The 13825-nt window shown below is 65.1% G+C and carries 8 protein-coding genes; 4 read left to right on the top strand and 4 right to left on the bottom strand.

Annotated elements, in window-relative coordinates; translation table 11 throughout:
* The 3 genes from VLR48_RS19835 to VLR48_RS19825 form a co-directional block, all read right to left on the bottom strand.
* The coding region (locus VLR48_RS19835) for a hypothetical protein (RefSeq protein WP_325293434.1) at positions 1-199 on the bottom strand (199 nt) is incomplete at its 3' end.
* Positions 200-343: 144 nt separating this feature from the next.
* On the bottom strand, positions 344-790 hold the full coding sequence (locus VLR48_RS19830; protein ID WP_325293433.1) for an ATP-binding protein: 447 nt from the start codon (positions 788-790) through the stop codon (positions 344-346).
* A 108-nt stretch (positions 791-898) separates the two neighbouring features.
* Positions 899-1252, bottom strand: coding sequence for an STAS domain-containing protein (locus VLR48_RS19825; RefSeq protein WP_325293432.1), 354 nt, complete (start codon positions 1250-1252; stop codon positions 899-901).
* Positions 1253-1676: 424 nt separating this feature from the next.
* Between VLR48_RS19825 and VLR48_RS19820 the strand changes: the two genes are divergently transcribed.
* A complete protein-coding gene (locus VLR48_RS19820) occupies positions 1677-1988 on the top strand; it encodes a hypothetical protein (protein ID WP_325293431.1) in 312 nt (103 codons plus the stop codon).
* Positions 1989-2092: 104 nt separating this feature from the next.
* Here the strand turns inward: VLR48_RS19820 and VLR48_RS19815 are convergent, their stop codons facing one another.
* Positions 2093-3448, bottom strand: a complete 1356-nt coding sequence (locus VLR48_RS19815; RefSeq protein ID WP_325293430.1) for an OmpP1/FadL family transporter — start codon at positions 3446-3448, stop codon at positions 2093-2095.
* Between the two features lie 415 nt (positions 3449-3863).
* Between VLR48_RS19815 and VLR48_RS19810 the strand changes: the two genes are divergently transcribed.
* From VLR48_RS19810 to VLR48_RS19800, 3 genes are all read left to right on the top strand, one after another.
* The gene (locus VLR48_RS19810) at positions 3864-5441 is read left to right on the top strand and encodes a Crp/Fnr family transcriptional regulator (RefSeq protein ID WP_325293429.1); all 1578 of its coding nucleotides are present in this window, start codon (positions 3864-3866) and stop codon (positions 5439-5441) included.
* Positions 5442-5635: 194 nt separating this feature from the next.
* A complete protein-coding gene (locus tag VLR48_RS19805) occupies positions 5636-8524 on the top strand; it encodes a lipoxygenase family protein (protein ID WP_325293428.1) in 2889 nt (962 codons plus the stop codon).
* 38 nt (positions 8525-8562) lie between these two features.
* Positions 8563-13824 carry an AAA family ATPase gene (locus VLR48_RS19800; RefSeq protein WP_325293427.1) on the top strand — a complete coding sequence of 1754 codons (5262 nt, stop codon included), beginning with the start codon at positions 8563-8565 and terminating at the stop codon, positions 13822-13824.
* Position 13825 lies beyond the last annotated feature (1 nt).

Below are 13825 nucleotides of genomic sequence, written 5' to 3'. Positions count from 1 at the left end.
AGCCTTCCTCCGAGTCGATGTCGTCGATATGGGCCTTCAACTGCCCGTCGAGCACGAGGAAGAGTGTGCGGTTGACCTGGCCGGGTGCCAACAGGACCTGACCGACCGCGAGATCCTGGATGGCGCAGCGGGCGAGAATGGCGTGCAAGCCATCGAAGGAGACACCCTCGAAGAGGGCGTGGCGCGCGATCGAGTGCAATTCGCGACGATCCGATGCCTCCGGGGCTAGCCCGCCGGGATCCTCGTGGTCATTCGCGTCCGGCGGCCGCGCCGAGGACGTCTCCGGGAGAAGGGCCGATCGCCGGAGCGGCTGCGGTGGTATCGGCGCGTTCTCATGTGTCATTCAGAGGCAGTGGCTCAGGGGGCATCCCTTCTTGTGAATTGCGAGTGTCAGGCGGTTTTGGCCTGAAACACGACTGTAACTATAGTCGTCTGAGAAACTCTTGATCAAGTGAATGCCCCGCCCGCCGATGGATGCCTCATCGAGATCCCTCGACGCAATCATCTCCGGGGCATCGAGTGGATTGAAGGCCGCACCCGTATCGATGATCTCGACCAGGATCGCGTCGGGACGATCGGTCAGCGAGATGAGGGTCTCCCGGGTTGGATCCTCGGGATGGGCATAGCCGATCACATTCGTCACGGCCTCGTTGATCACCAGGTCGACCGCGAACTGCGTCTCCGGGGGGACCTTCCAGTCTTGAAAAAGACCGGCGAGCCAACGCTCGACACGGCCGAGCTCGGCAAGGCGACTCTCGATGACGAGTGTATCGTGCGTCTCGGGGGACATCGGCTGCAGCCTGCCGGCGCGGTATAGGCCGGCGCGAGGGTTGGATGTGAAGCAAATCCGCGACGCCGGCCTTGTCGTCCCGGATGAAAGCCAAGCCTGGTGAGAGTCTCAGCCCGGATGAATCCCCCTCAGTGCCTCCATCGCAGCGGCCAGATCCTCGTAGACCGGAATCAGCGTTGCGACACCCGAGCGATCGAGCACGGCCTTCACCATCGGCTGAGGGTTGAGCAGGACCAACTTGCCGCCGCGCTTGGATGCGGCCTTCGCACAGCTCAGCAGCGTGCGCATCCCGATCGACGCGAGAAAGCTCACCCGGCTCATGTCGACCAGAATTGCCGCCTGTTTGGTCGCCGTCAGGGCCGTGAACTTCATGTCGATGGCCTGGGTCCCTTCGACGTCGAGTCGTCCGTCGAGCACGATTTTGAGGATTTGATCGTCGAGCAGCTCGGATTCAAGTCGCATCGTTCGGACTCCGGATACGGGATGGAAAAGGACGCCGTGTGCCGCCTGAAGGATCAATGTCCGAGCGCAAGCCCTGCGGCGCGATCGAATATGACGACTCTAGCATGCGGCACATGACAGGGTGATGACATGGGGCGCACCTTCATGCGCGGCACGCTTATACGGGCATCGCGCGATCGGGCGCTGTCCGCTTGTCATCGCCTTCCGAGGAAACCCGAGTTCGGTTCGGCGACCGACAACCGCTTCGAGCTCCCGGCGATTGTCATCGAAACTCGGCTAACCCGTGAATTCCGCACACTTTCGCGCTGCCGTGCGCACGTGTATCGGCAGGGAGAGACGCCTAGTCTGATTCCCGAGGCCAAGTGCAGTGCGAACCCCCGATGACCGGGGATACCAGAAAACGCAGTCAGCGGAGGTCACCATCATGTCCATGCCACTCGTCGCCGTTATCGTCGCCGTCACCACCGGTATTGCAGCGACCGTCGCGGTCTTCGACAGCAGGGTCGAATCCGGTACGGCCGTCTCTGCCCTCACAGCGTCCGCCGATTCGGCGCAGGGTTGGACCAGGCGCGGGGTGAGGCCGGTCGGTGCGGTCGAGCGTCCCGAGACCATCGGGACATCCAACGAGGGACCGCGACGGGGCATGCGTGGCAGCCCCGAGAATCGCCAAGGTATGCCGGTCGCAGGCGTCGGCGATTGGAGCCGCCGCGGGACGCGTAACGTGCCGTCGAGCTGAGCGAGGACAAGGGGCGGGGGTGCCCGCCCCGGATGGCTCGCGGATGCGGGGCTGGCGGCGAGGTGCGGCGGCCCGAGAGCATGTCATGTTCCGCCCGGCGCGGTTCAGCCCCCGAAGACGTAGCTCACCGAAAGAGACAGGACGTCCACATGGCTGTCGGTTTCCCCCCGAACCTCGACGCTGCTCTCCAGCGGTGATCCGGCATAGAAGGGCAATGTCAGATCGATGTCCGCGCGCTCGAAGCGGCCGTAAGCATAGCCGACGTCCAAGCGGAGCTGCTCGGAGACGCTGTAGGTTGCGCCGACCCCGAGCCACAATAGATCGCTGTCCGGAATGCTGGTGTTGCGCAATATGTCGGTGGTCGGAGATTCGTCGTATTGAATGCCGCCGCGCAGCGTCCAATGCGAGTCGAGTGCATACTCGGCCGACAAGCCGACCGTGTAGGTGTCCTCGAAGCCCTGGGGACGAACAAGATCGGGACTGCCGTTCGCAAACCGCACCCGGACCTCGTCGAACGCATCCCAGCCGAACCATTGCACCTCGCCGGCCAGCGTCAGGTGCGGGGTCACGGCCTGGGTGAGGCTGAGGGTGAGGATGTCGGGCAGGTCGAGCCCGGTCCGTGTGTTGCTGCGTCCATTCGCCGCGGCCAAGGGTCCGCGCAGGCCGGAGACCTCGGCGCTGCCCTTCAGGGTGTGGTGCATGCCGGATCGATAATGCAGCCCGACGCGGGTTTGCTCGCTCGGTTGGTAGAGCAGGCCGATGTTGAATCCGGTCTCCCACCCGTCGCCCGTCAGCCTGGAGCGTCCGTCCGAACCGGGTGTCGGTCCGCCGGGGTTAAGCGGATCGGGCAGGGCGCTGATCAGCTCCGCGTCCGCATACTGAACGTCGATACCGCCGCCGATGGACCAGGCGTCGTTGATCCGATATGCGAGCGTCGGCGCGATGTCGAGGGTCTTGATGCTGTTGTCGTAGGAGTCGTATCGACCGAACCATTCCGGGCCGTAATCCAGTTCAAGCCCGAACGGGGAGGTGACGGCGAGTCCGAGCCAGATCCGCCCATCCATGATCGGCGTCCCGAGAAAGAGATTGGGTACCGGAATCCAACCCTCGCCCTGGCCTCGAGCTCCCGCATCGATAACGTCTTGGCCTGCGCTGCCGAGCGTGCGGGCCTGCGAGCCGCGATTATCGACGGCGATGTCGGCATTGATCGCATCGACGCCGATCTCGACGAATGTGCTCCCGAGCCGGGTCATGCCGGCCGGGTTGTAAAACAGCGTGCTCCCGTCGCGCGCTGCCGAGGCGAGGCCGACATTTGCCGAACCCGTAGCGGCAGCACCCTTCATCGGGACATAGATGCCGCCGGCCCAAGCGTTCGAGGTCAGGTTTGCCAGGTATGTTGCGGCAAGAAGGAGTGCGGCTGAGGGGAACCGGCCTCGACGACGAGGATCGATGATGGGCATGGTTGATCCGGCGATGGGGGTTGGACGGCGCGGGCGCCATCATAGCGATTCTCGGCCGTTCTCGTCGCCCGCCGAAATCCGTTGCTCACTTTCGACGAAGATCCGCGTGCAACGCGCTTGAGTGTTCTATTCCATTGAATTGCTAGGGATACCCGCGCTCGCGGTTGCGACCTGTCGTGGCTAGAATGCAACGAGGTCGGTTTCACCTGTTCGCGGTTTCGCTGTTTGTGCTTCGTTCGGAGGCAACGATGCTTGCTTGGAGACCCTTCGGGATGCGTCCGGTGTTTGCGACTGTTTTGATCGGCTCCACGTTCGGGCTCGGTATTCAGCCTGATGGAATTGGCCACCTCCGGCATAGCGGTCCGCGCCGATCTGCGGTTTGCTCGGGTCGGGTTCCGGCATGGAGCCAGCGCGCGTGACGCCTTCGGATACGATGAAGGCTGCGTTTCCCGAAGTCTCCAAAGCGCCTTTCGTATCGCTGCCGGGGGCCTCGCCCGACGTCGTCGCGGATCAGATCGTCGCCTGTTTTCGGGCTGTCGGCGAGCTCGATCGTCCCGCGACCGAGGTCTTCGAGGCCGTCAGGGTCAGGCTGGGGCGCGATCCGCTCGATCCCTTGGTCACGGCAGGCGCGCGCATCGCCGCCGAGATCGACCGCGGGGTTGCAGGGCAGGCGCGAAACGCCTATCACAACAGTCAGCATATCTGCGAGGTCGTCCTCTGCAGCCTGTTTCTCGGGCAGCAGGCAGGTCTCTCGGGCGAGCGATTGGTGCGGGTCGTCGTGGCGGCGTTGGTGCATGATTTTCGTCACGACGGCACCACGAATGCCGGCGAGTCCTTCCGTTTGGAGCGTTTGGCGGTCGCCGCGGCGGGACCTTATCTCGCGCAAGCCGGTGTTGCGCCCGAGGAGATCGAGCGTATCGCCGCGATCGTGCTCGCCACCGAGTTGAGTGTGGGTTTGCCCTATGCGCGTTGCTGCTTTCGCTTCCACCATCACGGGGGCCCGCCTCCCGCGCCTCTGCCGGACGCAGCAGGCGAGGCGAGTCCGCTGGGGCGCCTCGCGACCGCTCCGGACCTGGCGGAGGAGGCGGTGCTGCTCGCGGAGGCCGATCTGCTGCCGTCGGTCGCCTTGACCGACGACTACGGCATGTTGTGTCAACAGCGCCTGGTCCAAGAGAATGGAGGTGGCGGCGTCGGTCCGGCGGAGAAGCTGGCCTTTCTGGATCAACAGTCCGGGGGGTTCCTGGTCTCCGCCTTCTTCGAGCCGAATTTCAACCGTCTGCGGCGATCCATCGTCGCGGCATTGTCGGGTCGAACGCAGCAAAGAGCGACGATGAACCAGGAAATAAGCGACATTTTGTTGAAGATCCCCCTGTTTGCGGAGCTCGGAATCGATCGGATCGGCGACCTCATCGATCAGGCTGCACTGCGGACCTATCGGGCCAACACGGTGGTCATGCAAAAGGGCGACGAGGCCAGCGCACTCTACGTTTTACTCTCGGGCCGCGTGAAGGTCTTCTCCGCGGACGACAACGGCAAGGAGATCGTGCTCAACGAGCTCGGACCCGGCGACTATCTCGGCGAGCTTGCCTTGATCGAAGATTCCACGCGCTCGGCATCCGTGATGACCGTCGCGCCGTCACGTTTCCTGGTCATCCCGAGGGCGTCGTTTCAGACGTATCTGATCTCCCGTCCAGGCGTTGCGCTGCATTTGATCGGTGCCCTCGCCGCACGGGTGAGAAAGCTGACGGAGGAGGTCGAGCGCCTCGCGCTACGCGATGTCTACAGCCGGCTCGCGGATACGCTCCAGGCACGCGCCGTCGAGGAGGAGGGTCGCCTCATCACCGACTCACTCACGCAACGCGATCTCGCCGCACTGGTCGGCGCCTCCCGCGAGATGATCAGTCGGATCCTCAAGGATCTGAAGGCCGGCGGCTACATCGCGCTCGAAGGCAAGCGCGTCGTCATTCACCGCAAGCTGCCGGAGCGCTGGTGAGCGTCGGAGACCTTGCCGAGGCGGTGCCGTCTTCGGATGGCTGTCTGCGCGGCACTTCCCTCCCCGATGTGCGCGGTGGCATCCTCGATAGAGGCTTTCATCCCGGCGAGCGCTGAACCGGACATCTCGAAATCGGGAGCATCGGACTCGGGCGAGCACGACCATGATTTGGCCAAACGACACCGGGGGATGAAATGATCGACGCTATCCGTGATTATGGATTTCTGTACTGGGAGCGTTTTCTGCGCAGTCGGTTCTTCATGGTCCTGCTGCGGCCCGTCATCATCACCCTCATTACGCTCAACTCAATCATCACCCGCCGGCGCATGAGCCACGAGAACGGGCTCGTGGTGCGTGGTCAGGTCAGGATCCTCGACGCTGCGGACCTGCCGCCCAACGGCTTCTTCGTGCCGGGCAAGGTGTTTCCCTGCCGGCTGCGTCATGCCTCGGTCAGCTTCCTCGACGACGCCGCATTGGTGGTGCGCGGTGCCTCGGTGAAGTTTGCGGACGAGGCCGTCGAGAGTCCCTTCGACATGCTGATGAACACCGGCAACAGCACGCCGTTCTGGAACATGGATACCTTCTTCCAGTTTACGCTCGCGCGTATTCGGGGAGGACGCGCCCATTTGATCGACTATTTCAAACGCAATCCGCGCTGCTACATGAACGTACGCGATGCCTTGCGTCGCGATCCGTCGAGCTTTGCAAACCTCTATTACTATTCGCAGATCCCCTTGCGCTTCGTCGCCGAAGACGCGGTCGAGCGTTATGCCAAGTTTCGACTGATCCCCTGGGACGAGACACCTGAGCGGGACGGGATCCCGGACGAGGACGATCTGCAGACGCCTTGGTTTCAGGAGGCGAAACCGAACGAGCGACGCGGGCGAAATTACCTCAAGGACGAGTATCGACGGCGTCTCGACAAGCGACCCGTGCGCTACCGGTTTCAGATCCAGCTCTTGGACTGGCGCGATGACGACGACCGGGACTACGAGCTCTCATCGCTCTATCCCTGGGACGAAGCCGAATGTCCCTGGCGCGATCTCGCCGAGGTGACCATCACCGAGGCACTCGATGACGCCGAGGGCAATGAATGCCTGTTCAGCCTGCGTCACCTGCCGGCGTCCGTGCTCCGGACGATCCCGGCCCGGCATTTCCGAGACGGGCCGTCCATCGACTATCTGCGCTTGGCCGGTTGGTGGCCGCGGCGTGCCCGGCTTTTGATGTATCGCTTGCGGGGCCAGCCGCCGCGGATCCCCGACGAGCGCAGCGATACGACCGAAGCCTATGCCGACGAGACGGTCTCGACGGTCGAGTCCGACGATGTTTACAGGCGACCCTGTCTGCCACAACGCGACACGCCCGAGCGCCGCGAGGAGCGCAGGGAGCAGCTCGAGAAGGCGCGCGGCATCTACCAATACCTGCACGGCTATATCGAGACCGAGCCGACCGGCGAGCAGCCCGCATGGCATCCGCCGCCCTGGTATCGACGCGTGTTCAGGATCTACGAACCCAACCCCGGCGACCGCACGACGGTGCCGATCCCCCTGCCGCCCTTCGTTCGGGAGCTGCCTTCGGGCGAGCGTTACAGCCGTGTTGTTCAGGGGCGGATATACGGGACCCTCGCGGTCTCCTACCTGGCCTTGGCGTTGAGTCGGTTCGAGAACTGGCTCGCCAAGCGCCACGGTCTCGACATCTATCACTTTCTGCTCTGGGGCTTTCGCGACAAGCCGCTGACCATGGAGCATTGGCGCGAGGATGCCGAGTTCGCCCGCCAGCGGCTGGCCGGTGTCAATCCGCGCATCATCCGGTGCTTCACCGAGATCCCCGCCAACTTCCCGGTGACCGACGCGACCTTGGCCGGCCTGCTCGATGCGGGCGAGACACTGGCCTCGGCCATGGAGAAGCGCCGGCTCTATTGGTGCAACTACGCCGTGCTCGAAGGCATCTCGGTGAAGCCCGGTCGGTATCTCGCCCATCCCATGGCCCTGTTCTACGTAAACGGCTCGGGCCGGTTGATGCCCGTTGCCATTCAACTCTTCCAGCGTCCCGAGGATGGACCGATCTTCACCCCCAAAGACGATCCGGGGCTCTGGCTCGCGGTGAAGACCTTCACGCAGTCCGCCGATGCCCAGGTCCACGAGGTGGTGGAGCATCTTCTGAGCACGCATCTGATCGTCGAGCTCTTCAAGGTCGCCATGCTTCGGACATTGCCGGAGGCGCACCCCGTGAACAAGCTCCTGGCGCCTCATTTGGCCTACACCATGGCGGTCAATACCTCGGCGCGCACCCAACTGCTCGCGCCGGGCGGTCCCATTGATTCCACGATGGCTATCGGCTCGAAGGGTGCCTTCGAGCTGATGGGGCGAGTCTGGTGGGAGCAATGGAGAATGGACTCGCAGGATGTCCCGCTCGATCTGAAGGAGCGTGGGGTCGACGATGTCGAGGCATTGCCCGACTATCCCTGGCGCGACGATGCCCTTAAACTTTGGGCGGTCGTCCAACGCTATGTCGCCGCCATGGTCGAGCATTTCTGCGCGAGCGACGAGGATGTCGCCGAGGACGACGAGCTGCAGGCCTTCCATGCCGAGATTCGCGATCCGCGGGGAGGCAACGTCCGAGACATGCCGGGCGGCGAAGCGGGTTTCCGGACCCGCGACGAGCTGAGCGGGTTTCTGACCCGGGTCGTCTATACCGCGTCCGCAGGCCATGCAGCGGTGAACAACGGCCAGTACGATTGTTTCGGCTTTATTCCGAATGTCCCGGGCGCGCTCTATCGACCGCCGCCGCGGGACAAGGATCTGAGCTGGAGCGAGCGGGATCTCGAGCGTGCACTGCCCGATCTGCGGACCGCATCGACTCAGATCCTCATGGTCCGGTTGCTCTCGAGGCGAACCGAGATGCCGATCGGGCGATATGAACCGGCCTTTTTCGCCGGAACCCAGTCGGTGCTGCCGATCGTGACCCGCTTTCGCCGCGAGCTGCATGCGTTGAGTCTCGAAATCGAGACACGCAACCGCAATCGCGACGTTCCGTACACTGACCTGGATCCGAAGCAGATCCCCCAAAGTATCGTGACATGATCCAGCCGGCCATCTCCGCACGAGCGCCTCCACCGACATTGCTGGATCCAATTCGCCGCGGCCAGACCTTCACCGTCTATCGAGGCCGTCTCGCCGACGGCCAAGCGGTCATCTGCAAGACGGTGAGCGGGCGGCGCTGGACCCCGGATGCCATCGCCCGACTGGAGAACGAGTACGCCATCACCCGTGGACTGACCCACCCCGGCCAGATCGCGGCGCGCGCCCTGATCCGAACCGATCAGGGACCCATGCTGGTGTCGGACGATCAGGGCGATCGTTCTCTGGACACCTTTGCCGAGCTGCCGCTGCCGCCCGAGGCGGTGCAGCGCATCGCCACGGAGCTCGCGCGGATCCTGGCCGACCTTCACCAGGTCCAAGGCATCGTCCATCGCGACATCAAGCCGTCCAACCTGATCGTCGACGAAGGCTTCAACAGGGTTAGGCTGATCGACTATTGTCTGGCCATTCGGACCGCCGATCTCGCCGAGGAGCCGGCCGGTGCCTTCGCGGCGAAAGGCACGTTGGCCTACATGGCGCCCGAGCAGTCCGGCCGCATGAACCGTCAGGTTGACTGGCGCGCGGACCTTTACGCCTTCGGCATCCTGCTCTACGAGCTGCTCACCGGTCGGGTGCCCTTCTCGGACCCGGATCCCGCGACCCTGATCCACCGGCACCTGACCGAGATCCCGCCGGCCCCGCGTGATCTCTGCGACGCCATCCCGCCCGCCTTGTCCGACGCAGTGATGAGGCTGATCCGCAAGAACCCGGAGGATCGTTTCCAGACGGCCACGGACTTCCTCAATGCCCTCGAGCGCCCGGGCGACGGCGTTGCTTCGGTGCCGAGCACCTTGCGCATCCCGGACCGGCTCTACGGCCGCGAGGCGATGATCGAGCGGTTGAACGGGCTCATGGCCAGCCAAGCCGAACGCAAGCGGGGCGGCAGCCTGCTGCGCATCGCGGGACAGTCGGGCATCGGCAAGTCCGCGCTGGTCGAGCGTCTGGTGGCGCCGATCGTCGCCGCCGGCGGTCACTTCATCCAGGGCAAGTTCGACCAGACCGAACGGGCCCGGCCCTACGCCCCCTTTGTCCAGGCCTTCAACGCCCTGTTGCGCAGTCTGCTGGCGGGGACGACCGAGCAGGTCGACGCCTGGCGCGCCCATCTCCTCGATGCGCTCAGCCCCAACGCCCGGGTGCTGCTCGACATCCTGCCGGGTTACGAGGCCCTGATCGGACCTCAGCCGCCCGTCGCCAAGCTGGGTCTGAACGAGGCCCAGATCCGCATGTCGTTGGTGTTCCGTCGATTCGTCGGTGCCTTGGCGCGTGCGGATTCGCCGCTGGTGATCTTCATCGACGACCTGCAGTGGTCCGACAGCGCCTCGCGCTCGCTGATCGAGCTCCTTCTGACCGACCCCGAGATCCGTCACCTGACGATCCTCACCGCCTATCGAGACAACGAGATCGGGGCCGGACACCCGGTCGTCGAGCTGTTCGCGACGCTGGAGGACAAGCTCGGCCTTGCCCCCGTCATCGAGGTGGGGCCGCTCGGGCAGGCGGCGGTGTCCGAACTCTTGGCCGATGCCTTGGGTCACCCGACGGCCGAGGTGGAGGATCTGGCCGCGCGCGTGGTCGCGAAAACCGGCGGCAATCCCTTCTTCGTGCAGCAGTTCCTGCGGGCACTTCAGCGTAAGCAGCTGCTGGTCTACGATGCGGCGACCGGGCATTGGCAGTGTGATCTCGCCGCGGTGGACCTGGAGCAGATCACCGACAACGTCGCCGATCTGGTCATCGAGCGCATCCTGGAGTTGCCCACGCCGACCCGGGAGATGGTCCAGATCGCCGCCTGTCACGGCAATCTGTTCGAGACCGAGATCCTTGCTCTGGCTGCCGAGCGCGATCCCGGCGAGATCGTGCGGCTGCTCGGCCCGGCACTCGAGGCCGATATCCTGCTTCGGGCCGACGAGGAGGCGCTGGAGCAGGGCCTGCTGCAGCGTTATCGCTTCCAGCACGACCGGGTCCAGCAGGCGGCCCACGATCTGCTATCGCATGACCTGCGCGAGCAGATCCACGCCCGTATCGGGGTCCTGCTGCTCGAGAAGATCCCGGATCCGGCGGCCGTCGGGCGCCTGACCGAGATCACGGACCATCTGATCGCGGGGCAGCACCGGCTCGACCCCCAAGGGCGCTTGCGCCTGCGCGATCTGGCCCTAAAGTCGGCGCGCCTGACCAAGTCGGCCATCGCCTACGATGCGGCGCTCCAATATCTGGATGTCGCCGAGGCCATGCTGGGCGAGGACGCCTGGCAGCGCGAGCCCGATCTGGCCTTCGAGATCGCGCTCGAAAAGGCGCAGGCGGCCTATCTGCAGGACCGCACCGACCTCGCGGAGGAGATCGCCGACGGGCTGCTCGGGCGCGGCCGGCCGGAGCTGGACCAGGTCCGGGTGCTGGGCTTGATGGTCCTGCTCCACACCTCTCGGATGGCCTACGGCCGGGCACTGGATGTCGGCCTGCGTGCGCTGGCGCTGCTCGGCGAGAAGCTGCCCCGTCGGGTGCATCTGCTTCGGGTCCTGGCGGAGCTTGCGAGCGCGAAGCTGCGCCTCGCCGGCCGCACCACCCGTGACCTGGCGCAGCTACCTCGGATGAAGGACCCGCGCAAGCTGGCCGCCATGCAGATCATGGTCCTGCTGGCGCCGCCGGCCTATTTCAGCGCGCCCAATCTGCTGCCCCTGATCGCGCTGCGCATGGTCCAGATGTCCGTTCGCTACGGCAATGCGGCCGAGTCCGCCTACGCCTACGTCCTCTACGGCATGCTGCATTGCGCCGTCCTGGCGGACCCGGTGCGCGGTCTGGCCTACGGCGATCTGGCACGGCAGCTCGCCGTCGATTTGGATGCCCGGGATCTCGAAGGCCGCATTCTCATGGTCTATGCCGGCTTCATTCAGCACTGGTCCGCCCCCTTGGTCGAGACCCTGCCGATCTTCCTGGAAGGGGCCGAGAAGGCAATCAGTGCGGGTGACCTGGAGCATCACGGCTACCATCACTACGGACATGCCTCCTACGCCTTCATGGGCGGGCTGCCGCTTGCGAAGGTGTCGGATTATCTTGAGAGTCATCAGGCCGCGGAGGGCGATGCCCGGCATGAGAAGACCAGACGCATCATGCGCATGGCCGGCTTCGGCATCGCGCGCATGCGGGGTCTGGCGGATGCAGTCCACGCGGCCGACGGCGAGCGCGAGAGCGAAGACGAGAGTTTTGCGGTCTGGACCGAGCAGCGCGACGCGACCTCGCTGGCCTATTTCCACAAGTACCGGATGCTCGATGCGCTGATGCGCGACGATTTCCGCGAGGTCCTCGCGCGCGCCCGGGGCATGGAGGCGAATTTGAACGGCATCGTCTCCATGGCCTACGAGCCCTTCTACCAGTTCTACGAGGCCCTGGCGCTGATCGAGCTGCATGCGGCCGACGGCGCTGCGACCTCGGTCTTGCGGCGTAACCGGGCGCAGCGGCTCACGCGACGGCTGGAGCGTTGGGCCCGCCATGCCCCCGACAACTTTGCACATCGGGCGGCGCTGTTGCGGGCCGAGCTGGCTGCGGCCGGCGGTCGGTCGAGCCGGGCCATAGGGGGGTTCGACGCCGCCGTGGCGGCCGCGCGCCGGGCCGGCGCTCTGCATGACGTCGGCCTTTTTCTGGAGCGAGCGGCGCGCTTCTATCTCAAGCGCGGGGCGGACACGGCGGCGGCCGGCTATCTCGCGGAGGCCGTCGATGCATTCGAGGTCTGGGGCGCGAGCGCTTGGTCGCAGGTCCTGGCCGAGCGCTACGTCGATCTGGTGCGGCCGCGGACGAGCCGGGCAGCGGACCCGTCGGAGACCCGCTCGAGCAGCAGCAGTCATGGACAGATCGTCGACAGCGCGACCCTGATCCGGGCCGCCGCGGCACTGGCCCGCAAGGTCTCGCTCAAGGACGTTGTGACCGAGGTCATGCGCGCCATGGTGATCAATGCGGGCGCGACCCGCGGTGTTTTGCTGCTCGATGTCGACAACCGGTTGCGGGTCGCGGCCGAGGGCGATGCCAAGGGCGAGGTGCAGGTCCTGACCGACGGCTCGGCCATCGAGCTTCACGGGCTTCCGACCGGTTTGGTGAGCTTTGTCCGGCGCGCGCGGGAACGTGTCGTGATGGACGACGCCTGCGTCGATATCACCTTTCGGTCCGATCCGCACATCCGGGCGCACCCGGCCTTGTCGATTCTCTGTGTGCCGCTCTTGTCCAAGGGCGACGTCGTCGGGATGGTCTATCTGGAGAATGCCGGCGTGCGCGGGGCCTTCTCGGCGGATCGGTGCATCACGGTCGAGACCTTGGGGGCACAAGCGGCCGTCTCCATCGAGAACGCCCGTCTCTACGACTCGTTGCGCAGCTCGCTGGAGCGCCAGGCCGAGCTGACCTTTGCACACGCCCGCTTCGTCCCGCACCAATTTCTCGAAACCCTGGGCCGTCCGTCCATCGGCGACATCAAGCTCGGCGACCATGTCCTGACCAAGGCATCCATCCTCTTCTCGGATATCCGCGGCTTCACCTCGCTGGTCGAGGGCATGGCCCCGGTGGACGCCATCCAGTTCATCAACACCTATCTCTCCCGGATGGAGCCGGCGGTGCTGGCCGAGGGCGGATTCATCGACAACTATGTCGGCGACGCCATCATGGCGGTGTTCGACCGCGGCGCCGATGCGGCGGTACGCGCCGGCATCGCCATGCTGCGCAGCCTCGGCGACTGGGCGCGAACCCGCGACCGTCAAGGTCAAGCGCCGATCCGCATCGGCGTGGGCATCGCGACCGGGGAGATGATCTTCGGCACCATCGGCGCCGCCAACCGGCTCAAATGCGGTGTGGTCGGCGACACCGTCAATCTCGCGGCCCGGATCGAGGGACTGACCAAACATTACGGGCTTGGGCTGCTGATCGGGGGGAATACCTACGCGTCGCTCGACGACCCCGAGCGTTACCTGATCCGGGAGATCGATCTCGTCACCGTGGTCGGTCGCGAGACCCCGGTGCGTCTTTACGAGGTCTTCGATGCGGATCCCGAACTCCTGCGCGATCAGAAGCTGCGAACCCGGGATGCCTTGTCGGACGGGCTTCGCCTCTATCGGGCCGGCGATGACGATCAAGCTGCGCGGACCTTTGGGTTCTGTCGCGACCTTGCGCCGGACGACCCGCTGCCCGGGCTGTTGGCCGTGCGCTGCGGGCGCTTCCGCGACCGCTCGGCCGCTCCCGCATGGGACGGCATTGAAAGGATCGGGCTGAAATAGC

The organism is Thiocapsa sp. (genome assembly GCF_035467215.1).
In the GTDB taxonomy this organism is placed as follows: Bacteria; Pseudomonadota; Gammaproteobacteria; order Chromatiales; family Chromatiaceae; genus Thiocapsa.
This window is presented reverse-complemented; position numbering and strand designations above follow the sequence as displayed.

Coding starts and splice junctions, on each gene's coding strand:
- VLR48_RS19830 (WP_325293433.1), bottom strand. CDS start 790: ATGTCCCCCGAGACGCACGATACACTCGTCATCGAGAGTCGCCTTGCC.
- VLR48_RS19825 (WP_325293432.1), bottom strand. CDS start 1,252: ATGCGACTTGAATCCGAGCTGCTCGACGATCAAATCCTCAAAATCGTG.
- VLR48_RS19820 (WP_325293431.1), top strand. CDS start 1,677: ATGTCCATGCCACTCGTCGCCGTTATCGTCGCCGTCACCACCGGTATT.
- VLR48_RS19815 (WP_325293430.1), bottom strand. CDS start 3,448: ATGCCCATCATCGATCCTCGTCGTCGAGGCCGGTTCCCCTCAGCCGCA.
- VLR48_RS19805 (WP_325293428.1), top strand. CDS start 5,636: ATGATCGACGCTATCCGTGATTATGGATTTCTGTACTGGGAGCGTTTT.